The organism is Serratia montpellierensis (genome assembly GCF_020858655.1).
In the GTDB taxonomy this organism is placed as follows: Bacteria; Pseudomonadota; Gammaproteobacteria; order Enterobacterales; family Enterobacteriaceae; genus Serratia; species Serratia montpellierensis.
In genome coordinates, this window is the sequence record NZ_VOSN01000002.1 from 275,681 (window position 1) to 296,486 (window position 20,806).

A 20,806-nucleotide genomic window follows, 5' to 3' on the forward strand; every position below is an offset into this window, starting at 1 on the left:
GGAGCGATACCATGAGTGTACAAGGCAAAACCGCGCTGGTGACCGGCTCGACCAGCGGCATCGGCCTCGGGATAGCGTCCGTGTTGGCCGCCGCCGGCGCGCGCGTGATCCTCAACGGCTTCGGCGACGTGGCGCAGGCGCAAATGCAGGTCGCGCGGCTGGGCGCCGCGCCGGGGTATCACGGCGCCGATCTCGGCGATGCGGGCCAGATAGCGGACATGATGCAGTATGCCGAACGCGAGTTCGGTGGCGTGGACATTCTGGTGAACAACGCCGGCATTCAGCATGTGGCGCCGCTGGATCAGTTCCCGGTGGAGAAATGGAACGCCATCCTCGCCATCAACCTGTCGGCGGTGTTCCACACCTGCCGATTGGCGCTGCCGGGGATGCGCGAGCGTAACTGGGGGCGCATCATCAACGTGGCGTCGGTGCACGGGCTGGTGGCGTCGAAAGACAAGTCGGCCTATGTGGCGGCCAAGCACGGCGTGGTGGGGCTGACCAAGACGCTGGCGCTGGAGACCGCGCGCACGCCTGTCACCTGCAACGCCATCTGCCCCGGCTGGGTGCTGACGCCGCTGGTGCAGCAGCAGATCGACAAACGCATTGCCGCCGGGACTGATCCGCAGCAGGCGCGCGATGAGCTGTTGGCGGAGAAGCAGCCTTCGCAAGCGTTCGTCACGCCTGAGCAGCTCGGCGAGCTGGCGCTGTTCCTGTGCAGCGATGCGGCGGCGCAGGTGCGCGGCGCCGCCTGGAACATGGACGGCGGCTGGCTGGCGCAGTAGTGAATTCTCTCTCCCGGAGCGCGCGACGCGCTCCGTCGTTATTTCCCGCCTTTAGTTAATTCCCCTGCGTGACGGTTTACCTGCGGCAATAATATTTATTTGTTATTTGCTATTTTTATTCCCGGATAATCACGCCGGGTTATTTTGGGTGAAACGTGCGGATTGGTTTATTTTGTGCTGCGGTTATTGCATTATTTTTCTTCGCGTTACAGATGAACACGTTTTTGCTGAAATTAAATCCAACCTGAAATAATGACAGGTTATGTCGTGAATTTTTATATCTTGCGTGCGCTGTTTACATCGGGTAATTATTTCCGCGTGGCTTAAGACCACCGTGTTTATAACAATAATTTTTCGGGCAGGGGTAATAATGAGAAAAAATACAACGCCAATATTCATTGGCGGCGTCTTGCTGTCGGCGTTATCCGCCGGCGCACAGGCCGAGATCACCATTCTGGATAAAAACCCGCAGAGCAATGTGTTGCTGGCGCCGCTCAGTGTCAAGGTGGGCGGCAGCATTCGCCCCGAGTGGATCTTCAATAACGGCCCGGAGCCGGGCTATGACAAAAATGGCCACGACGGCGGCACGCGTTTTCGCTTCAGCGGCGACTATGCGCTGACGCAGGACACCTCGATCATCGGCTATTACGAGTGGGGCGTGGATCTGGCGCACGCGCTCAGCTGGGACGGGCACTATAACGAAGACGGCAAGCGCGACTATCAGCGCCAGCTGTACGCCGGTTTCAAAGACGATCGTTACGGCACCCTGACCTACGGCCATCAATACGGCATCTATTATTCGGTGGTCGGCATCAAAAGCGACGTCTGGGATAACGATGGCCATGCGGGCGGCACCGGCATCGGTATTTCCGGCGATTATGACGGCGGCAATAAACCGAAAAACAGCCTCAAGTACACCAATGATTTCGGGCCGGTGACGCTGTACGCCAACTATTTATTGCCGGAAGACGATCTGCACACTGCGGATAACCTGATTTATCGCCGCAAGGGCGGGGGTGGGTTGGGCTTCGATTACAAGGTGACGAAAGACTTCACCTTCAGCGCGGCCTACAGTTATACCGACGCGAAGATCAAAGACAATCTGTACAGCGAAAAGGATTATCACCAGCAGCTGTCCGGCACCGCGTTAACCTGGCAGCCGAACAACTGGTACATCGTCGGCACCGCCAGCTATTACAAAGACTATGTGCCGAGCACCCGCCAGCGCACGCTGTCGCACTTCTTCGCCGGTGACGGCTACGGGCTGGAAGGCTTTGTCGGTTACACCTTCAATATCGACAAGCCGTTCCTCAAATCCGTCCAGCCTTACGTGGCGGCGGACTCGCTGCGGCTGAAGGGGGACGAGGCGTATCACGCCAACCACGTCTATCTCGGCGCGGGCACCACCATCGGTTACGGCCTGTCAGTGTATGTGGAGCGCACGCTGGCCAACAGCAGCGACAACGAGCCGGATTCCACCTGGATTACGGTGTTCTACGACTTCTGATCGGTGTCTTGCCGGGCCGGCATTCGCCGGCCGTTCACATGCTGATCGCGCCGCCCAGGGGTTGCCCAGAGGCGTTGCGTTCCGCCAGATAACGCGCCGGCGGTTTGCCCACTGCCTTTCTGAACATGGTGACGAAGCCGCTGGCGCTTTCGTAGCCCAGATCCAGCGCCACCGTCTGTACGCTCTCACCCTGCGTCAAGCGCTGCAGCGCCAGCATCACGTGTAGCTGGCGCCGCCAGTGGCCGAAGCTCATGCCCATCTGCTGTTGCAAGGTGCGGCTGAGGGAACGCTCGCTCATGCCGATGCGCTGCGCCCACTGCCCGAGGGTGGATTTGTCCGCCGGGCTGTTCAGCATGCCTTCGGTCAACTGCCGGATGCGCGCGTCGTCGGACACCGGCAGGTGCAGATTCTCGATCGGCGCGGCCACCAGCTGATCCAGCAGTACCGCCGTCAGGCGTCCTTCGGCGCCCTGTTCGTCGTAGAGCGGCTCGAAGGTGGTGGCCTGCAGCAGCAGTTCGCGCAGCAGCGGCGAGACCGACAGCGTGCAGCAGCTTTGCGGCAAGCCGGCGACGACGTGTTGATCGACGAACAGGCAGTAAGCCTCGCTCGAGCCGGCGCCCTGGGCGTTGTGCAACACGTTGCCCGGCATCCACAGCGCGCACTGCGGTGGCACCAGCCACAGGCCGTTTTCCACTTCGCAGCGGATCATGCCGCGCACGGTATAGATCAGCTGCGCCTTTTGATGACGGTGCGGCTCGACTTCCCAGTCCTGTTCGATAGTGGAACTCTGTACGGCGAACAGCGGGCGTGGCACCTGATCGATATCGATATTGCGGCGAGGGATCTGTACTTTCATGAGAACAATTCTCAATTTGGCGGAATTGAAAAGTATTATGTCCTGATTGCGCAATGTGGTCTAGCGCCGGTGCCGATAAAGTAAGCGCCAGTCCTAAACCCTTTCGCGAGGAAACTGATTATGTCACTCGATACCGCCACTTTTCCGCTGGTGTGGATGCGCCGCAACGGGCGCGATACCCAGGCCGAGCTGGCTGAATTCAGCGCGCTGTTGGCGCGCGCCGAACCTTTTGTCTTGATGACCGACCGCAGCGTCGGCGATGAAGGTGAAGAACACGATCGTGATGCTCGCACCCAGGTGGCGCTGTGGAAACGCGATAACCGCGAGGCGCTGAAGCTGTGGGTGAAAGGCATGATCATGCTGGAGCCGGACGATGCCAAACGCGCGGCGGCGGAAGAATTCGCCGAATACGGCGCCAAATTCTGGGGCTATCCGATACTGGTGGCCGCCGATGAGGCCGCAGGCCGGGTATTGGCGCAGACGTTACTGTTAAAATAAGGGGAATACCATGCACCAGCAACAGGTGATTGAACAGCTGCTGGCCTGGATCGAGCAGAGCCTGGATCAGCCGCTGACGCTGGACGACATCGCCGCCAAGTCCGGCTACTCCAAGTGGCATTTGCAGCGGATATTCAAGCAGCATACCGGCCATATTCTCGGCACTTACGCGCGTCGCAGAAGGCTGACCGCCGCTGCGCGCGAACTGCGCCTGACCGGCACCAGCGTGGCCTGCATCGCCGATACTTACCAGTTCGATTCACAGCAAACCTTCACCCGTTGCTTTCGCAAGCAGTTCGGTCTGCCGCCGGCCAGCTATCGCCGCAGCCAGGATTGGTCGAGCTATGGCCTGCAGCCGCCGCTGCGGCTGACCGAGGCGCCGTTGCCGCAGGCCGACATCGTGACGCTGCCCGCCATGCAGCTGGTGGGCAACACCCAGCGCCGCAGCTTCACGCTGGGGCAGTTGGCGGATTCCAAATGCGAGCTGCGTCGCCATGCCTGGCGGCAGCTGCTGCGGCCGCAAGCACTGCCGGAGGTGGTGTACGGCCTCACTAGCCTGGAGGTCGACAGGCAACGCCGGGGCTGCCCGCGCATGGCCTATACCGCCGCTCTGCCGGATGAAGGGGCGATGGGAGAGCGGGTGACTATCGAACAGGGGGAGTATGCCCGTTTCACCTATCAAGGGCTGGCGGAAGGGTTACAAAACTTTATCGTGCGGCTGTATGACACCGCGATGCCACAGATGAACGCCATCCGCCGGCCGGGGCAGGATATCGAGCGTTTCTACCCGGCGCAGGAGGGCAGCTGCCCGCTCGGCGGCGCGGCGATCCGCTGTGAATATCTGATCCCAATCCGGCGGGTGGAAGCGTTGGCCGCCGCCAGTTAGGCGGCGGTTCTCGCAAAAAATCGCCTTCGTGGCGCGTCAGGTTACAAAAAATTGCGATATTACATCGGTAATGGTTCACACTTTGATTGATGTGCACATATAATGCGCATCCGGTCAAACCCCCCTGGCTTTTCAGGCCGCAGCGCCGTTGGCTGCCGGCTGAAATTCAGCGGGGCAAAGTGGCCGTAGAAACCGATACCCATAATCGCCAGTGGCCTTGACCAACACGAAGATGAAAATGAGCATTCGCGCGTTACTAACCCTGTTTACGGCACTGGTTGCATTCAGCCAGGCTGCCTTCGCCGTCGTCTACCCGCTGCCGCCAAAAGACAGCCGTTTGGTGGGCGAGAATATCCAAATCACCGTACCGGAAGACAGCAAACTGCCGCTGGAAAGCTTCGCCGCCCAGTATCAGATGGGGCTGAGCAACATGCTGGAGGCTAACCCGGGCGTGGATCCGTTCCTGCCGAAGGCCGGCAGCACCCTGACCATTCCGCAGCAGCTGATCCTGCCGGACGCGCCGCGTGAAGGCATCATCATCAACAGCGCCGAGATGCGTCTGTACTACTACCCGAAAGGTTCCAACACCGTGGTGGTGCTGCCGATCGGCATCGGCCAGCTGGGTAAAGACACCCCGCTGAACTGGACCACCACCGTGCAGCGCAAGAAAGACGGCCCGACCTGGACGCCGACCGCCAAGATGCGCGCTGAATATGCGGCTGACGGCGAGATCCTGCCTGCGGTGTTCCCGGCCGGCCCGGACAACCCGATGGGGCTGTATGCGCTGTATGTTGGCCGCCTGTACGCCATCCACGGCACCAACGCCAACTTCGGTATCGGCCTGCGCGTGAGCCACGGCTGCGTGCGTCTGCGTGCCGACGACATCAAGTACCTGTTCGAGAAAGTGCCGGTCGGCACCCGCGTGCAGTTCATCAACGAACCGATGAAAGCCACCGTCGAACCGGACGGCTCGCGCTACGTGGAAGTGCACAACCCGCTGTCGGCCAACGAAGAGCAGCTGCAATCCAAAGATCCGGTGCCGCTGACCATTTCCGCCCCGGTCGGCAAAGTGCTGATGGACGCCGGTGTTAACCAGAGCGAAGTGGACGCGGCGATCAAAGCCCGTTCCGGTATGCCGGTGAAAGTGAACTGAAAGCCTTCCGGCCCCAGTGAAAATGCCAAGAAGACGCCTGCGGGCGTCTTTTTTTATGATTTTTGTACCCTCTGATGAGGCCGGCCTGGGGGGGATACAATTGACCGCCATGCCGGCTAACCGTCCTTAAGGCGATCCTATGATTTGCCCTTGTCGGGCCGATAAACAGACAGACATCATGATACATTCACCGATGAAGGGCGTAGGGACGGTATATCAATGCCAGCACTGTCTTTATACCTGGCGGAATACCGAGCCTGCTGGCAGAACGGAACGGGAACATTATCCGCCTGAGTTTCGCATGACTCAGCAGGATATCGATAATGCGCCGGACGTGCCGGCCATTCCTCCTCTTCTGACGAAATGAGACTGAAGGCGGGCAAGCATCCGTCTTTTATGGAAATCGCAATGATGAATAACGAAGACGTCGTTTTGCTCGATGCCGCCTGGCAGCCTTGCGGAACGATGCCGAAAAATCAGGTGCACACGCACCATACGCCGCTGCATTTGGCCTTTTCATGTTACCTCTTTACCCCAGAGGGCAACGTGCTGGCCACAAGGCGCGCATTGAGTAAAACCGCGTGGCCGGGCGTTTGGACCAATTCCTTTTGCGGCCACCCCTTGCCGCAAGAGGCGCTGGCACAGGCGGTGAGGCGCCGCGCCCAGGTTGAACTGGGCACGGAGGTGGAGCAGATAATGCTGTTGAGCGAGGCATTCAGCTACCAGGCTACCGACGCGTCCGGCGTGATGGAGAATGAAGTTTGCCCGGTATTTGCCGCGCAAATTAAAGGCACGCTCCATGGCAATCCGGATGAGGTTGCGGATTATGCCTGGGCCGAGCTCAATCATTTAATGGCGGCGGTAAAATTAACGCCTTTCGCTTTCAGCCCGTGGATGGTTTCGCAATTGAATACCGAGGCGATAACCTCAGGCTTGAAAGAATATCGGGATGCGATAATGATAACGCGTTCAGCGGGCGCGTAGGGTGAGGTTGGCAATAAAATAAATAGCCACCGCGAGGGTGACTATCTATTCGTGCTTATAGGCTGCCGCCGACCGAGGTCGAGGTGGAGCCGATAGTTTCGCGGAAATGTTTTGCGTAGTCCGCCACTTCCTGCTGCGTATGCGTCAGGCCATACAGCCCCAGCCCCACGCCGCCTGCGACGCCGCCGATAATGGTACCGACCAGTTGGCCGACGGCGCCGGCAATAAAGCCGCCGGCCCCTGCGGATTTGCCTGCAATCAGCGCGCCGGTCATAGCGCCGTCCAGCAACCCATCCCAGGCCGCGTTCAGATCGCCACCGCTAACGTACTGCTCTTCATATTGACTAAGTACTTTCATATACAATCCTTATAAATAAAAGGGTGACTTAGTGAGTTTAATTAATACCGAAAATAACGCTGACGCGCTATTTCAATTTAAAAATATAACAGCTGATAAGCCGTTGGCAATAATATATCCAACGTGGAATATTGTTTGGTTATATATGCGAGTATTTATTTTCTGTCGATATTTTTATGACGGGAATTGAGAATCTTCTTGGCTAAAAAAGGTGATATCACTGGAGGCAGCGGTGGAAAGCATCATAATGCCCTTATTGCGGACGGGCTGAGGCGATTTCTTCTCGTCGTTGCCCTGGGCCCGGTGCGGCTGTCACTATTTTCACATTTCAGGCTCTGCTACCCGTTAGGCGAGTGCGTCCGTCCTGTGATTATTCCATTAAAAACTATAGCTAATTAATAAGTTATATCTTCTTCGTTATCGCCTGCCATTGAAAGAATTCTCGCAAAAAATCCACGCTGTGAAAATAAGATCACACAAGCGTAACAAAAGGTAAACAAACCCCTCCTATATTGGCTGCTTCGCTTTTGGGAGGGAGTGTCATGCGTAACTGGAACGAACCGAAAAAGAACAAAGCGCACATCGAGCTGATCCCGATGATCGACGTGATGATGTTTTTATTGGTGTTTTTCGTCTTGATTAGCCTGAACGTCATTCCGGCGCTCGGGCTGAAAACGCAGCTGCCGTCTGCCGGCAGCGCGCAGCAGCTGAAACCGCAGAAAAAAGCGATCGTCACGCTGGGGGCCGACGAACAGCTGCAGCTGGATGGCCAGCCGATCGCGCTCGACGCGTTGGTCAACACGCTGAAGCAACAGCAGCAGGCCAACCAGACTACCACCATCATCGTCAACAGCGACAAGGGCGTGTCGGTCGAGCGGCTGGTGGCAGTCATGGACAACCTGCGCCAGGGCGGTTTCTTCTCCGTCTCCATCGCGACACGGAAGCTGTGACATGTATCTGCTCTATCGCTCACGTCATCTTTTCAGCTGGTTGCCGGCGCTGATTGTCGCCGGTTGCCTGCTGTTCGCCAGCCAGCAGGCGGCGCTGAAGATCCAGCCGCGCTACGACGAAACCGCCATCGAGCTGGCGCTGGTGGAGCCTGAACCGGCGCCTGAACCTCAACCGGAAACGCCGCCGGAACCCCAGCCCGAACCGCCGCCGCCCGAGCCGGAGCCGATCCCCGAACCGGTGGTGCCGGCGCCGGAACCGATCGTGGAAGCCAAGCCGGTGCCGAAACCGCAGCCGAAGCCCAAACCCAAACCGGTGAAAGAGAAAGCCAAACCGGTAGAGAAGCCTAAACCGACGCCGGTGCCTGCTGCACCGCGCGCGCTGGTCAGCAAACCGGCGACGCAATCCGCACCGGCTGCCCCGGCGGCGCCGAAGGTGAATGCGCAGGCGATTGAAAACGGCTATCTGCTGGCCTTACGCCGCGAGCTGGAACAGCGCAAGCGCTACCCGAGCGGGCGTCAGGCTTCGCTCGAGCGCCCGCAGGGCAACGTCGAAGTGTGGCTGGAGGTCGATCGCAGCGGGCGGGTGCTCTCTTCCGGCATCGCCAACAAAGCCGCCAGCATGCTGCTGAACCGCGCGGCGATGGGCAGCTTGCAAAGCATCAGTTCAGTAAAGCCGTTCCCGAGCGAGGCATTCGCCGGGCAAACAACCAAAAGATTTACCGCGACGTTCAATTATCAGGCGCCTTAGCGCAAGGGTTAATCGTTTGATTTTTATGGGATGCACACAATGAAATCGTTTAATCGTTCTGGGATCTATCTGGCGGTGATGTCGGCGATGCTGCCGGGCGCCGCGCTGGCGGCCGACGCCACCGATGTCGGCACCATCAGCGTCAAGGGGCAGTCGCTCGGCGGCGGCATGATGGTGCAGGATGACAGCGCCAAGGCGCGTTCTACCGTCACCAAAGAGGCGATGGACAAAATGCCGTCGGCGGCCAATGCCATCGATAAGCTGAAATACACGCCGGGCCTGAACGTCAACAGCAACGACGCCAGCGGCCTGAGCGGCGTGGACTACACCATGCGCGGCATGAACTCGGATCAGATCGGCCTGTCGATGGACGGTATTCCGATCAACGACTCCGGCAACTACGCGGTATACCCGAACCTGCTGGGCGATGCGGAGAACCTGGAAGAGGTGTTCGTCACCCAGGGCTCTTCCGAAGCGGACGGCCCGCACATCGGCTCCAGCGGTGGCAACATCGGCCTGGTGACGCACCGCCCGGCGAAAGACTTCGGCGGTTTCGTCAAGCAGACGCTGGGCAGCAACAGCCTGAGCAAAACCTTCGCCCGCCTCGAGACCGGCGAGTACAACGGCTTCAGCAACTGGCTCTCCTATTCGCACACCGAAGCGAAGAAGTGGCGCGGCGAGGGGCGACTGTATTCCGACAAGTTCGAGATGAACTCGCTGTATGAAGACGGCAACGGCAACAGCAGCAATCTGGTGATGAAGTACAACCGCCAGAACAACACCAACTACAACACCCTGAGCAAGGCGCAGTTCCAAAACGACGGCCGTGACACCGACTACGTCACCACACCGGAGTACAACAACAAAGGGCAGTTGAACAAGTATTACAAGATTGAACGCAACCCGTTCGAGAACTTCACGCTGTCGTTCACCCAGAAGCTGCAGTTGCGCGATAACCTGTCGCTGACTCTGCAGCCGTATTACTACTGGGGCAACGGCGGCAGCTTCAACGGCCAGACGGCCTCGGTGCTGTCCAGCACCTCCAGCAAGGCCGGGCAGTACGATCTCAGCAACCTGAAGTCCAACACCTACTACCGCCCGTCGTGGACCCAAACCTGGCGACCGGGCATCACCACCAAGCTGAAGTGGGACATTAACGATCAGCACAGCCTGGATATCGGCTACTGGTATGAGCGCGCGCGTCAGCTGCAGACCCAGCCGTTCATCAGCATCAAGGGCGACGGCAACCCGTCGCAGATTTGGGGGCAGCCGGGCGGTTCCGATCAGGTGAAAGACGCCAACGGCAATACCGTGCAGGGGCGCAACCAGTACACCATCACCCCGGCGCAGAAGGTGTGGCTGCAGGACACCTGGTTCGCCACGCCGGACTGGACCTTCGTCGGCGGCCTGGCCTATCAGTACGTGGAGCGCAAAGGGGACAACCGCGGCAGCCTGTACAACGTGCCGGAGAAGCGCAAAGCCACCTATCACGAATTCCTGCCGAACTTCAGCGCCAGCTATAAGGTGAACCAGGAAAACCAGGTGTTCTACAACCTGACGCGCAACATGCGCACGCCGCCAAACTACGTGCTGTACAACGTCGGCGACTCGCTCAGCACCAAGCCGGAGCTTAGCTGGAACCACGAACTGGGCTGGCGTTTCCAGCAGGAAGACATGCTGCTGAGCGCCACGCTGTTCTACATGCGCTACAGCGATCGCCAGATCTCCACCACCAACTCGGCCGGCGACTACGAGATGATGAACATCGGCAACGTGGAGAACAAAGGGCTGGAGCTGGAGTGGAGCGGCCAGCTGCCGCATAACTTCAACTACTACACCTCTTATACCTACACAGAGTCGAAGCAGAAGAGCGACATCGTCAGCAACGGGCTGCCGCTGCCGACCTCCGGCAAAGAGGTGCCGAACGTGCCGAAAAACCTGCTGAACATGACGCTGGGTTATGACGACGGGCTGTATTACGGCAGCGTCAGCGGCAAGTATGTCAGTTCGTTCTACGGCGATCTGACCAACGACGAGAAGATCGGCGGCCGCACGGTGTTCGATCTGGCGGCGGGGGTGCATCTGCCGGTGGACAAGAAAATCGTCAAGAGCGCCGCGCTGCGCTTTGGCATCAGCAACCTGTTTGACAAGGAATACCTGACCTCGGTGCGCACCACCACCTTCAACGCGGCGCCTTACGGCGGCGTGAAGGCCAGCACGCCGTATTACAACGTCGGCGAAGAACGCACCTTCAGCGTCTCGCTGGAAGCCACCTTTTAACTGAATACCCCGCCGCCTGCCCGGCGGCGGGGAAGAGGAGCCCTGTATGGACGCCAATCTGTTGCACGACATTATTTTCTACGTGATGTACGCCGCGTTGGCGATCGCGCTGGTGATCATCATCGAACGCACGCTGTACTTCGCCTATACCCAACGCCAGGCGCGCCGGCTGGAGCAGGCGCTGACGCCGGACGTGCGCCGCGCCGCCGATCTGCCGGACGAGCTGACCCAGCGCAACAGCCTGCCGATGGCGGTGATCGCGCCGGTATTGGCGCAGAAGCACCGCGCCGGCGATCGTGAAACGATCGGCGATCTGATCGACGCCCAGTACCTGCTGAGCAAGCCGCCGATGGCGCGCGGCCTGTGGCTGCTGGAAACCGTGGTCACCGCCGCGCCGTTACTGGGGTTGCTCGGCACGGTGATGGGGATCATCGAAACCTTCAAGGCGCTGGCCGCCTCGGGGGTGTCCGAGCCGAGCCTGGTGTCGGCCGGGATGGGCACCGCGCTGTATGCCACGGGGCTGGGCATAGCGATCGCGCTGCTGTGCCTGGTCGCCAACAACTTCCTGCAGAGTCGCATGGAGCGCATCAACGAGCTGCTGAAGGTACTGCTGATCCGCGCCGGCCAGCCGGCCAGCCGCCCGGAGAACGGCAGCGGCGAACAATGGGTTGACAGCGGAGCGCCGCGCTATGCCTAATGGCCATCCAGTACGGCGGCCGCTCGGCCGCCTTTATACGGCATTGTGGGGCGGTTGTTTGTTGATGTTGAGCCAGAGCGCTGCGGCGCGTTTTGCGATTCCCGGCTATGAGCTGGTGTACACCGCGCCGGTGGAAACCGCGCTGCAGGCCGACGACCTGCGCAACACCGCCGAGGTGTGGCGCGAGATGTTCGACGCGGCGAAAACCCGCATCGATCTGGGGCAGTTCTACGTGGCGAATCAGGACGGTTCGCTGCTGGACGGCGTGCTGCAGCACCTGAAGGCGGCCGGCGAACGCGGGGTGAAAATCCGCTTTTTGGTGGAAGAGAAGGGCATTCGCATTTCTACCGCCGAAACGCTGGAACAGCTGAAGGCAATCCCCAATCTGGAGTTGCGCATTATTCCTTACCAGAAGCTGAGCGGCGGCATCCTGCACGCCAAGTATCTGCTGGTGGACGGCGAGCAGGCGTTCGTCGGCAGCCAGAACTTCGACTGGCGCGCGCTGGAGCATATTCACGAAACCGGGCTGCGCATAAGCGACGCCAAAGTGGTGGGACAAATTCAGGCGATCTTCGAACAGGACTGGCAGGCGCAGGCGCTGCTGGCGCAGGATAAGCCGGTGCCGCCGCTGTCCGATTCGCCGACGACGGCGCCGACGCAGGGCAACTATCTGGTGGCCAGCCCGCGCGCCTACAACCCGGCGGGGGTGATTGACTCGCAGGCCGAGCTGCCGCGCCTGCTGGCCGGCGCCAAGCGGCGGGTGCGGGTGCAGGTGATGGACTACGCGCCGCTGTCGTTCGGCCCGGAACGCAGCCGCCCCTTCTACGCGGTGATCGACAACGCGCTGCGCGGCGCGGCGGCGCGCGGGGTGCAGATCGAGCTGATGGTGGCCAACTGGAACACCAAAAAGCCGGATATCGCCTGGCTGAAGAGCCTGGCGCTGGTGCCGAACGTGCAGATCAAAGTGGTGACCATACCACCGGCCAGCAGCGGCTTCATTCCGTTTGCCCGCGTGATCCACAGCAAGCTGATGACCATCGACGATGAGATTGCCTGGGTGGGCACCAGCAACTGGACCGGCGGCTATCTGGACAACTCGCGCAATCTGGAGCTGGTGATGCGCAGCGCGGCGATGAGCGGGCGGTTGGACCAGCTGTACCAACAGCTGTGGAACAGCGTCTACGCTGAACCGCTGCGGGTGGATTACGACTACCCGACGCCCAAGCCGGGCGGCGAATCCTGATAAGCAGGGCGCGGTTAATCCCCGCGCCCTGTGTTTTTTACCGTCGCCAGCCGGCCTGCTCCAGCGCCGTCACCAGCTGCTCGGCGCTCAATCCTTCCGCCCGGTGGCCGTTGCCGCTGACGGTATTGGCCGCCAGCAGCGCATTCACGATCGCCTCTTCCACCGCTTCCGCCGCCGCGGCGAACAGCGCCGAAATGTAGTCGTTGTTCACCATGCGCAGCGGCGTGGTGAAAGCGCCTTTATTGGCGTAGTCGGCGGGCGGCAGGCCGTCGTTGCCGGTGGCGAAGGCGATGAAAATGTCGCCGCTCGAGTCCTCGGTGCCGCCGCCGGTGCGGGCGATGCCGATGCTGGCGCGCTGCGCCAGTCGCGCACACTGGTGCGGCAGCAGCGGCGCGTCGGTCGCCAGCGCCACCACGATGGAGCCCATGCCGGGATGCGGCAACTGCGGCGTGAACGGCGAGGGGAGATGCCCCAGGTGCCGGCCTACCGGGTAACCGCCGACCAGCAGCGACTCGCGCTTGCCGTGGTTGGCCTGCACGATGGCGCCCACCGTCCAGCCGCCCTGATCGGCGGGCAAGCGGCGCGACGCGGTGCCGCTGCCGCCTTTGAATTCATGGCAGATCATGCCGCTGCCGCCGCCGACCGCGCCTTCCTGCGGTAAGCCGCCCTGGGCCGCCTGCTGCGCCTGGCGCACGTGCTCGGCCTTGACGTGAAAGCCGTTGATGTCGTTGAGCAGGCCGTCGAAGGTTTCCATCACCACCGGCATATTCCAGTACACCGCATTGTCGCTCGCGGGCAGCGCTTCACGCTCCAGCGCGATCAGCGCATCGCGCACTACCCCCACGCTGTGGGTGTTGGTGAAGGCGATCGGGCTGGTCAGCAGGCCCGCTTCGCGCACCCATTCCAGGCCGGTGGCGTCGCCGTTGCCGTTCAGCACGTGCACGCCGGCGAAACAGGGGGCGTGGCGGGCGGAGCCGGGGCGCGGTTCGATCACCGTCACGCCGGTGCGCACGCTGCGCCCGTCCGCTAAATCGGCATGCAGGCTGGCATGGCCAACGCGCACGCCGGGCACGTCGGTGATGGCGTTCAGCGGGCCGGGCGTGCCCTGTCCGATGATGATGCCCAGATCCTGAGCGCGCTGCGTCATGGTTATTCTCCTTCTATTGAGGGGGCGGCGAGGGGCGCCGTCTGGCGGCCGCGCAGATGGTTCAGCGCCAGCCCGAAGCCGATGATGCCGGCAATGATAATAAAGTCTTTCAGGCTGCTGGCGATCAAAATCGTCCACAGCACGTACAGGCAGCACAGCAGCGCCACCACCACCGGCAGCGGCCACAGCGGCATCAGGTACGGATGGTGGAAGTGGCGGCGACGGCGACTGATCAGCGCCGCCACCGCCATGATGATGTACACCAGCAGCAACAGGATCACGGTGAACGAGGTCAGCGATTCGAGATCGGAGCAAAACGCCAGCAGCGCCGATGGCACGCCGAACAGCAGGGTGGCGATCCAAGGGGTGCCGAAGCGCGGGTGGATGATTTTCAGCGCCCGGTTGAACGCCGGCAGCCAGAAGCCGTCACGTCCGCTGGCGAACATCATGCGGCTGAACTGCGCCACGATGGCGATAATGGCGTTGAACACCGACAGATAGATTGCGCCACTCACCACCCGCGCCAGTGTCGGGCCGCCGAGCTGGGTGACCACGTAGCCGACCGGATCGGCCTGTTTGGCCATCTCCGTCAGCGACGGCGAGCCGATCAACAGGGCGGTGAACGGCACCAGTTCCACCAGCACCACGATGACCAGCGTCAGCATGATCGCGATCGCCATCGGCCTGCCCTGTTCGCGCATGTCTTCCGCCATGTACACCGCCGCGCCGTAGCCGTTGTAGGAGAACAACGCGACCCCGACCATGGCGACGATCAGCGGCAGCGATACCGGCGCCAGGCTGCCCTGCGCGTCCAGCATCACCGGCGCGGTGAGGATCTCCGTACTCTGATGCGGGTGGCTGAAGCCGAGCCAGGCGATCAGCGCCAGCACCGCCACTTCCACCACCAGGAAGGCGCCGGTCAGCAGGGCGTTGGCTTTGATGTTGAAAATGGCGCAGATACCGCCGACCAGCACGGTGAGCATGCCGGCGGTCGAGGCGTCGAACTGGGTGCCCAGCGCGGTGTTCAGGTAAGGCACCGCGCCGGTGGCCAGTACCGCCGGCACGAACAGCGAGGCGCTGAGGATAAACAGGTAGGTCTGCAACCCGCACAGGGTGCCGAACAGGCGCTTGATGATGCTGTATTCACCGCCGGCGCTGGGGTGTGCGGCGCCGAGCTCGGCATAGCACAGCGCGATGGCGGCGGCGACGCAGGCGGCGATCAGAAACGACAGAAAGGCGCCGCTGCCGGCGTTGGCGATCGCCAGCGGCGCGATAACGAAGATCGAACTGGCCGGCGTCACGCCGGACGCGGTGATCATCACCACGTCGAGGACGCTGAGATTGCCTTTGAAGGTGTGTTCAGGGGCGGACTCTTTCATGGGATAACGACTCCATTAACGTGTGAGTGAGTTATTGTTTTGCTGCACAGGCTGTACGCAGGAATCAAATGGAGCGCGCTAAATGCCGGGGAGCGTTGCTCCCCGGAAGTTTATTGTTCTTATGTGTTACCCCTGCCCCGATGGGAAGCTGAAGCTGGCGCGGCGGGCATCGCCGGAGGCCGGCCAGCGCTGGGTCACGGTCTTGCGTTTGGTGTAGAACCTGACGGCGTCCGGGCCGTAGGCGTGCAGATCGCCAAACAGCGAGCGCTTCCAGCCGCCGAACGAGTGGTAGGCCACCGGCACCGGCAGCGCCACGTTGATCCCCACCATGCCGACCTGAATGCGGCTGGAAAAGTAGCGCGCCGCTTCGCCGTCGCGGGTGAACAGGCAGGTGCCGTTGCCGTATTCGTGTGCGTCGATCATGGCCATCGCCTCCGGCAGCGATGCCGCGCGCACCACGCCGAGCACCGGGCCGAAGATCTCTTCCTGATAGATGCGCATGCCGGGCGTCACGCGATCGAACAGCGTCGGGCCGAGGAAATACCCCTGGCTGGGGCGGCCGTCGGCGCCGATCACGCTCAGTTCGCGGCCGTCCACCAGCAGCTCGGCGCCTTCGGCCACGCCCTGATCGATATAGCCTTTCACCTTCTGATAATGCTGTTGGGTCACCAGCGGCCCCATGTCGTTGCGGTTGTCGCTGCCGGGGCCGACGCGCATGGCGGCCATCTGTTGCCGCAGCCCGGCGATCAGCGCGTCGGCGGTGCCGTCGCCCACCGCCACCACCAGCGGGATGGCCATGCAACGCTGGCCGCAGGAGCCGAAGGCGGCGCCCATCAGCGCGCCGACCGCGCCGGGGATATCGGCGTCCGGCAGCACCACCGCGTGGTTCTTAGCGCCGCCCAACGCCTGCACCCGTTTGTTCTGCGCGCAGCCGGTGTGATAGATGTGCTCCGCCACCGGCGTCGAACCGACGAAGCTGATCGCTTTGACGCGCCCGTCATGCAGCAGCGTCTCCACCGCTTCGCGATCGCCGTTGACCACGTTGAGCACCCCCGGCGGCAGCCCGGCTTCCGCCGCCAACCGGGCGATATACAGCGCGGCGGAAGGCACGCGCTCGGACGGTTTCAGCACGAAGGTGTTGCCGCAGGCGACCGCCATCGGCCACATCCACAGCGGCACCATCGCCGGGAAGTTGAACGGCGTGATGCCCGCCACCACCCCCAGCGGCTGAAACTCGCTCCAGCTGTCGATGCCCGGACCGGCCTCTTTGCTGTGTTCGCCCTTCAGCAGTTCCGGCACATAGCCGGCGTATTCGATATTCTCGATGCCGCGCTGCAGTTCGCCCAAGGCGTCGCTGAGCACCTTGCCGTGCTCGGCGGTGATCAGTTGGCAGATGGCGTCGGCGTGCTGCTCCAGCAGATCCTTGAGCTTCATCATGATGCGCGCGCGCTTCAGCGGCGGGGTGTCGCGCCAGGCGGGATAGGCCTGTTCGGCGGCGGCGATGGCGCGCTCCACCGTGGCGCGGTCGGCCAGCTGCACCTCCTGCGCCGATTGGCCGGTGGCCGGGTCGTAAACCGGCTGGCTGCGTTCGCCGCCGGCGGCAGGCTCGCCGTTGATCCAGTGGGTGATGGTCATGGTTTTCTCCTTATTCGGTGGCGTTGAGGGCGTCGCCCACGGCGTTGATCAGCGCATCGATCTGCGCTTCGCTGCTGATGAACGGCGGCGCCAGCTGCAGGGTGTCGCCGCCGTAGCGCACGTAAAATCCGCTTTCCCAGCAGCGCATCGCCGCCTCGAAGGGACGCCGCGCCGGTTCGCCGGGCCGCGCCGCCAGCGTAATGCCGGCCGCCAGGCCGATGTTGCGAATGTCGGCGACGTGTTTGGCTCCCTGCAGGCTGTGCACCGCGCGCTCGAAGTAGGGCGCCAGCGCCTGTACGCGCTCCACCATCTGTTCGCGCTGCAGGATGTCCAGCGTCGCCAGCGCGACCGCGCAGCTGACCGGGTGGGCGGAGTAGGTGTAGCCGTGCGGGAATTCGAGCTGGTAGTTCGGCTCGCCGCCGTTCATGAAGGTGTGGTAGATCTCCGGCCGCACCACCACCGCGCCCATCGGCTGCGCGCCGTTGGTCACCTGTTTGGCGATGTTCATGATGTCCGGCGTGACGCCGAACGCCTCGGCGCCGGTCATCGCGCCGCAGCGGCCGAAGGCGGTGATCACTTCGTCGAAGATCAGCAGGATGTCATGCTGGGTACAGATTTCGCGCAGGCGCTGCAGGTAGCCGACCGGCGGCACGATCACCCCGGCGGAGCCGGAGAAGGGTTCGACGATCACTGCGGCGATCGTTGAGGCGTCGCGCAGCGCGATGATGCGGCTGAGCTCTTCCGCCAGCTCCGCCCCCTGTTGCGGCATGCCGCGCGAAAAGGCGTTGCCGGCCAGCAGGGTGTGCGGCAGGTGGTCCGCCTCGGCGCCGGCGCCGAACGTCTTGCGGTTGCCGGCGATGCCGCCGACCGAGATACCGCCGAAGTTAACGCCGTGATAGCCCTTTTCCCGGCCGATAAAGCAGGTTTTGCCTGCCTGGCCTTTGGCGCGCCAGTAAGCGCGCGCCATTTTCAGCGAGGTGTCTGCCGCTTCGGAGCCGGAACCGGTGAAGAACACGTAATCCAGCCCCGCCGGCGTCAGTGCCTTGATCTTGTTGGCCAGTTCGAACGACAGCGGGTGGCCGAACTGAAACGCCGGCGAATAATCCAGCGTCGCCAGCTGTCGCTGGGCGGCGTCGGTGATTTCCTGCCGGCCGTGCCCCAATCCGCAACACCATAATCCGGACAGGCCGTCGAAAATCTTTCTGCCGTCATGGCTGGTGTAATACGCCCCCGCGGCTTGAGTAATGATGCGCGGCTGCGCTTTAAAATTACGGTTACCGGTAAAAGGCATCCAATGGGCCTCTAACCCTTCGGCATCGAGACTATTTAGCGGGTGATTTTCAACGGCCATGTTTTCCTCCGAACAGGAAAATAAGAGCGATTAATGAAATAAACCGAGTTGTTAACGAATTGTTGTGCGAAATTGACTATGTACCGCTTGTTCTCTACTGTGAATAATCATATGTCGAAACTTACTTAAGGTTTTATGCAAGTAAAAAAGCGCGCGCTGTTAGGGCAATTGTCGGATATGGATCTGCGTTTGCTGCGGGTATTCAAGGCCGTGGTTGACTGCGGTGGCATGAGCGCCGCCGAACTGGAACTGAACATCAGCCTGTCGACCATCAGCAAACACATCAAGGATCTGGAGCAGCGGCTGGGCCTGACGCTGTGCCAGCGCGGGCGCGAGGGCTTTGCGGTCACCGACGAGGGGCTGTTGATCTACCAGGAAACGGTCAACCTGCTGGCGGCCACCGAGGCGTTCCGGCGCGGGGTGGACGAGGTGCACCAGCGCATGGGCGGGCAGCTGCACGTGGCGATATTCGACCATACGGTCAGCAATCCGCAGGCGCAGATCGGCCGGGCCATCGCGTTATTCAGCGAGCGTGCGCCGGAGGTTTCTTTGCAAATGTACGTGGAGCCGATTAATACCATTGAACGCGGCGTCATTGACGGGCAATTTCAGGTTGGCGTTATTCCTATGCACCGCAGCGCGGAAAGTTTATCTTATCATTCGTTATTCAGTGAGAGGATGTTCTTATATTGCGGCGCGCAGCATGAATTATTTTCCGGCCCCCATGAAACATTAAATTGGGATCTGCTGCACAATTATGCCTTCGCCGGATTAGGCTATCATTCGCCGAATATGGAACTGAGCCTGCAGCAACATTTGCATCGCAAGGCGACGGGGTTCGCGCAGGAGTCGATCGCCACGCTGATCCTGTCCGGCAAATACGTCGGCTTTTTGCCGGATCACTATGCGGCGTTTTTCGTGGCGCAGAATATGATGCGGGCGATCAAACCGGCGCTGTTCCGCTATCACTGCGAATATTCCAGCGTGCTGCGCCGCTCGCCGGTGCCACAGCGGGTGGTGAAGCTGTTCCATGAGTGCCTGCTGGCGGCCCACGGAACAGCGTGACGCTTACTGCTCTTTCTTCTTGCCGAAGATCCTGATCAGCGCGCCGACCAGGATGCCGACCGCGATGCCGGCGAAGATCCAGCCGATGATGCCCATTTTCTTAACTCCTGCTAGTGCGTTGATCTGATTATATAATCATTCGACGCGAAACGCCTCTTCGATCATCCGTTGCCGCTGCGCCGGCGCATAGTCGATCCAGGAATTCTTGCTGTTGGATTTCTCCAGCGCGACCGCCAATTCCTGGCCGGAAATCGGCAAATCGTCCTGCCAGAACGGCGCAATGGCGTGGCGGGTGATGAAATCGGTCAGGTAGCTCTCCGGGCTGCCCTGCCAGTGCGGGTACAGGCGCGCGGCCAGCTCGGCCATCAGTGCGCGTTGCTGCGGCTGCTCGCTGCTCTCCAGCAGGGCGAGGAACGGCAGCAGCAGGCGGCCGCAGACCTGGCCGTGGTGGTAGTCGCGCAGCGCGCCGATCTCGCCGGCTATGCCGTGGATCACCCCCAGCCCGGCGGCGCTCAGCGTCAGCCCCCCGAGGTACGAAGCTTGCATAATCGCTTCGCGCGCCGCATCGCTGCGGTTGAGCGCCGGCCAGGCGGCGAGGAAGTGGCGTATGCCGTTCAGGGACATGTCGCGCGTCATGGCGCCGGCGGTTTTCGACAGATAGGCCTCGAACAGGTGGGTGAAGGCGTCGATGGCGCAGTAGGCCAATACTTTGTCCGGCGCGCCCGCCAGCAGCTGCGGATCGAGAATGGCGGTGTGCGGCACGAAGTTATTGTGGCGCAGCGAGGCCTTCACTTTGCTGACCTGGGTATCGGTGATCACCGCGTTCTGCGTCACCTCGCTGCCGGTGCCGGCGGTGGTGGGAATGGCGATCAGCGGCAGGGTGGCGCCGCTGATTTTGCTGTCGCCGACTTTTTCCATATAGCGCAGCGTCGGCAGCGGATGCTCCACCAGCGCGGAGAACGCCTTGGCGGCGTCCAGGACGCTGCCGCCGCCGATGGCCACCACGCGCCGCGCCTGGCCGCGCCAGCGCGCCACCCAGGCGTCTATTTCCTGCGGCGACGCCTCGTGGCTGACGATCTCAGTGCCGATAAGCAGCGGCGTCAGCGATTCGCGCAGGCCGGCGTACACCGGGCCGTTGAGAAAAGATCGGCAGCTGAACAGCAGCGTCGGCTGCGGATCGGCAAGCAGCAGCGGCGGCAGTTGCTGGATGCTGCCGTGGCCGAACCAGGTCTGGCGGTTGGCGATGATGTGGCTGACGGACATGAGGTCTCCTTGACGACGTTGCAG

20 protein-coding genes are annotated in these 20,806 nt (G+C 61.7%); 13 read left to right on the forward strand and 7 right to left on the reverse strand.

Annotation, left to right across the window (positions count from 1 at the left end):
* Nucleotides 1-11 precede the first annotated feature (11 nt).
* Both FUU19_RS02540 and FUU19_RS02545 read left to right on the forward strand, forming a co-directional pair.
* The gene (locus FUU19_RS02540; RefSeq protein WP_230489554.1) at nt 12-782 is read left to right on the forward strand and encodes a 3-hydroxybutyrate dehydrogenase; all 771 of its coding nucleotides are present in this window, start codon (nt 12-14) and stop codon (nt 780-782) included.
* Between the two features lie 370 nt (nt 783-1,152).
* On the forward strand, nt 1,153-2,289 hold the full coding sequence (locus tag FUU19_RS02545; protein ID WP_033641738.1) for a porin: 1,137 nt from the start codon (nt 1,153-1,155) through the stop codon (nt 2,287-2,289).
* 34 nt (nt 2,290-2,323) lie between these two features.
* On the opposite strand, the gene FUU19_RS02550 is transcribed toward FUU19_RS02545, so the two are convergent.
* Nucleotides 2,324-3,145, reverse strand: coding sequence for an AraC family transcriptional regulator (locus FUU19_RS02550; RefSeq protein WP_230489555.1), 822 nt, complete (start codon nt 3,143-3,145; stop codon nt 2,324-2,326).
* A gap of 120 nt (nt 3,146-3,265) precedes the next feature.
* On the opposite strand from FUU19_RS02550, the gene FUU19_RS02555 reads away from it, so the two are divergent.
* The 5 genes from FUU19_RS02555 (at nt 3,266) to idi (ending at nt 6,666) form a co-directional block, all read left to right on the forward strand.
* The gene (locus tag FUU19_RS02555) at nt 3,266-3,643 is read left to right on the forward strand and encodes a hypothetical protein (RefSeq protein WP_141971165.1); all 378 of its coding nucleotides are present in this window, start codon (nt 3,266-3,268) and stop codon (nt 3,641-3,643) included.
* 10 nt (nt 3,644-3,653) lie between these two features.
* Complete coding sequence (locus FUU19_RS02560; RefSeq protein WP_141971163.1) at nt 3,654-4,529, forward strand: helix-turn-helix domain-containing protein; 876 nt, start codon at nt 3,654-3,656, stop codon at nt 4,527-4,529.
* Nucleotides 4,530-4,761: 232 nt separating this feature from the next.
* The gene (locus FUU19_RS02565) at nt 4,762-5,682 is read left to right on the forward strand and encodes a L,D-transpeptidase family protein (protein WP_038878352.1); all 921 of its coding nucleotides are present in this window, start codon (nt 4,762-4,764) and stop codon (nt 5,680-5,682) included.
* A gap of 139 nt (nt 5,683-5,821) precedes the next feature.
* Nucleotides 5,822-6,049, forward strand: a complete 228-nt coding sequence (locus FUU19_RS02570; RefSeq protein WP_230489556.1) for a non-oxidative hydroxyarylic acid decarboxylases subunit D — start codon at nt 5,822-5,824, stop codon at nt 6,047-6,049.
* Nucleotides 6,050-6,090: 41 nt separating this feature from the next.
* Complete coding sequence (idi, locus tag FUU19_RS02575; protein WP_230489557.1) at nt 6,091-6,666, forward strand: isopentenyl-diphosphate Delta-isomerase; 576 nt, start codon at nt 6,091-6,093, stop codon at nt 6,664-6,666.
* 55 nt (nt 6,667-6,721) lie between these two features.
* Here idi and FUU19_RS02580 read toward each other — a convergent pair whose 3' ends face one another.
* Nucleotides 6,722-7,024, reverse strand: a complete 303-nt coding sequence (locus tag FUU19_RS02580; RefSeq protein WP_004933246.1) for a DUF5862 family protein — start codon at nt 7,022-7,024, stop codon at nt 6,722-6,724.
* A 542-nt stretch (nt 7,025-7,566) separates the two neighbouring features.
* Between FUU19_RS02580 and FUU19_RS02585 the strand changes: the two genes are divergently transcribed.
* Genes FUU19_RS02585 through FUU19_RS02605 form a run of 5 tightly spaced genes read left to right on the forward strand, consistent with a single transcriptional unit; the run spans nt 7,567 to nt 12,942 of the window.
* Nucleotides 7,567-7,974 carry an ExbD/TolR family protein gene (locus tag FUU19_RS02585; protein WP_141971157.1) on the forward strand — a complete coding sequence of 136 codons (408 nt, stop codon included), beginning with the start codon at nt 7,567-7,569 and terminating at the stop codon, nt 7,972-7,974.
* A 1-nt stretch (nt 7,975) separates the two neighbouring features.
* Nucleotides 7,976-8,722, forward strand: coding sequence for an energy transducer TonB family protein (locus FUU19_RS02590; protein WP_141971155.1), 747 nt, complete (start codon nt 7,976-7,978; stop codon nt 8,720-8,722).
* Between the two features lie 39 nt (nt 8,723-8,761).
* Nucleotides 8,762-11,002 (forward strand): TonB-dependent receptor family protein, encoded by a 2,241-nt coding sequence (locus FUU19_RS02595; RefSeq protein WP_230489558.1) that lies wholly within the window; start codon nt 8,762-8,764, stop codon nt 11,000-11,002.
* Nucleotides 11,003-11,048: 46 nt separating this feature from the next.
* Nucleotides 11,049-11,699: a MotA/TolQ/ExbB proton channel family protein gene (locus FUU19_RS02600; RefSeq protein ID WP_230489559.1), complete on the forward strand. Its 651-nt coding sequence runs from the start codon at nt 11,049-11,051 to the stop codon at nt 11,697-11,699.
* Nucleotides 11,692-12,942 carry a phospholipase D-like domain-containing protein gene (locus tag FUU19_RS02605; RefSeq protein WP_230489560.1) on the forward strand — a complete coding sequence of 417 codons (1,251 nt, stop codon included), beginning with the start codon at nt 11,692-11,694 and terminating at the stop codon, nt 12,940-12,942. Before FUU19_RS02600 ends, FUU19_RS02605 begins: the two co-directional genes overlap by 8 nt.
* 37 nt (nt 12,943-12,979) lie before the next feature.
* On the opposite strand, the gene FUU19_RS02610 is transcribed toward FUU19_RS02605, so the two are convergent.
* The 4 genes from FUU19_RS02610 to aptA form a co-directional block, all read right to left on the reverse strand.
* Nucleotides 12,980-14,089 carry a DmpA family aminopeptidase gene (locus FUU19_RS02610; protein WP_230489561.1) on the reverse strand — a complete coding sequence of 370 codons (1,110 nt, stop codon included), beginning with the start codon at nt 14,087-14,089 and terminating at the stop codon, nt 12,980-12,982.
* 2 nt (nt 14,090-14,091) lie between these two features.
* On the reverse strand, nt 14,092-15,468 hold the full coding sequence (locus FUU19_RS02615) for an APC family permease (protein ID WP_025305170.1): 1,377 nt from the start codon (nt 15,466-15,468) through the stop codon (nt 14,092-14,094).
* A 126-nt stretch (nt 15,469-15,594) separates the two neighbouring features.
* Nucleotides 15,595-17,103: a CoA-acylating methylmalonate-semialdehyde dehydrogenase gene (locus tag FUU19_RS02620; protein ID WP_230489562.1), complete on the reverse strand. Its 1,509-nt coding sequence runs from the start codon at nt 17,101-17,103 to the stop codon at nt 15,595-15,597.
* Nucleotides 17,104-17,113: 10 nt separating this feature from the next.
* The gene (gene aptA / locus FUU19_RS02625) at nt 17,114-18,454 is read right to left on the reverse strand and encodes an omega-aminotransferase AptA (protein WP_230489563.1); all 1,341 of its coding nucleotides are present in this window, start codon (nt 18,452-18,454) and stop codon (nt 17,114-17,116) included.
* Nucleotides 18,455-18,589: 135 nt separating this feature from the next.
* Between aptA and FUU19_RS02630 the strand changes: the two genes are divergently transcribed.
* A complete protein-coding gene (locus FUU19_RS02630; RefSeq protein ID WP_025305173.1) occupies nt 18,590-19,519 on the forward strand; it encodes a LysR family transcriptional regulator in 930 nt (309 codons plus the stop codon).
* A 135-nt stretch (nt 19,520-19,654) separates the two neighbouring features.
* On the opposite strand, the gene FUU19_RS02635 is transcribed toward FUU19_RS02630, so the two are convergent.
* Nucleotides 19,655-20,782 carry an iron-containing alcohol dehydrogenase gene (locus tag FUU19_RS02635; protein WP_060434128.1) on the reverse strand — a complete coding sequence of 376 codons (1,128 nt, stop codon included), beginning with the start codon at nt 20,780-20,782 and terminating at the stop codon, nt 19,655-19,657.
* Between the last annotated feature and the right edge of the window lie 24 nt (nt 20,783-20,806).

Bases quoted from the DNA above. Each gene is read 5' to 3' on its own strand.
- FUU19_RS02540 (WP_230489554.1), top strand. From the start codon at position 12: ATGAGTGTACAAGGCAAAACCGCGCTGGTGACCGGCTCGACCAGCGGC.
- FUU19_RS02545 (WP_033641738.1), top strand. From the start codon at position 1,153: ATGAGAAAAAATACAACGCCAATATTCATTGGCGGCGTCTTGCTGTCG.
- FUU19_RS02550 (WP_230489555.1), bottom strand. From the start codon at position 3,145: ATGAAAGTACAGATCCCTCGCCGCAATATCGATATCGATCAGGTGCCA.
- FUU19_RS02555 (WP_141971165.1), top strand. From the start codon at position 3,266: ATGTCACTCGATACCGCCACTTTTCCGCTGGTGTGGATGCGCCGCAAC.
- FUU19_RS02560 (WP_141971163.1), top strand. From the start codon at position 3,654: ATGCACCAGCAACAGGTGATTGAACAGCTGCTGGCCTGGATCGAGCAG.
- FUU19_RS02565 (WP_038878352.1), top strand. From the start codon at position 4,762: ATGAAAATGAGCATTCGCGCGTTACTAACCCTGTTTACGGCACTGGTT.
- FUU19_RS02570 (WP_230489556.1), top strand. From the start codon at position 5,822: ATGATTTGCCCTTGTCGGGCCGATAAACAGACAGACATCATGATACAT.
- idi (WP_230489557.1), top strand. From the start codon at position 6,091: ATGATGAATAACGAAGACGTCGTTTTGCTCGATGCCGCCTGGCAGCCT.
- FUU19_RS02580 (WP_004933246.1), bottom strand. From the start codon at position 7,024: ATGAAAGTACTTAGTCAATATGAAGAGCAGTACGTTAGCGGTGGCGAT.
- FUU19_RS02585 (WP_141971157.1), top strand. From the start codon at position 7,567: ATGCGTAACTGGAACGAACCGAAAAAGAACAAAGCGCACATCGAGCTG.
- FUU19_RS02590 (WP_141971155.1), top strand. From the start codon at position 7,976: ATGTATCTGCTCTATCGCTCACGTCATCTTTTCAGCTGGTTGCCGGCG.
- FUU19_RS02595 (WP_230489558.1), top strand. From the start codon at position 8,762: ATGAAATCGTTTAATCGTTCTGGGATCTATCTGGCGGTGATGTCGGCG.
- FUU19_RS02600 (WP_230489559.1), top strand. From the start codon at position 11,049: ATGGACGCCAATCTGTTGCACGACATTATTTTCTACGTGATGTACGCC.
- FUU19_RS02605 (WP_230489560.1), top strand. From the start codon at position 11,692: ATGCCTAATGGCCATCCAGTACGGCGGCCGCTCGGCCGCCTTTATACG.
- FUU19_RS02610 (WP_230489561.1), bottom strand. From the start codon at position 14,089: ATGACGCAGCGCGCTCAGGATCTGGGCATCATCATCGGACAGGGCACG.
- FUU19_RS02615 (WP_025305170.1), bottom strand. From the start codon at position 15,468: ATGAAAGAGTCCGCCCCTGAACACACCTTCAAAGGCAATCTCAGCGTC.
- FUU19_RS02620 (WP_230489562.1), bottom strand. From the start codon at position 17,103: ATGACCATCACCCACTGGATCAACGGCGAGCCTGCCGCCGGCGGCGAA.
- aptA (WP_230489563.1), bottom strand. From the start codon at position 18,454: ATGGCCGTTGAAAATCACCCGCTAAATAGTCTCGATGCCGAAGGGTTA.
- FUU19_RS02630 (WP_025305173.1), top strand. From the start codon at position 18,590: ATGCAAGTAAAAAAGCGCGCGCTGTTAGGGCAATTGTCGGATATGGAT.
- FUU19_RS02635 (WP_060434128.1), bottom strand. From the start codon at position 20,782: ATGTCCGTCAGCCACATCATCGCCAACCGCCAGACCTGGTTCGGCCAC.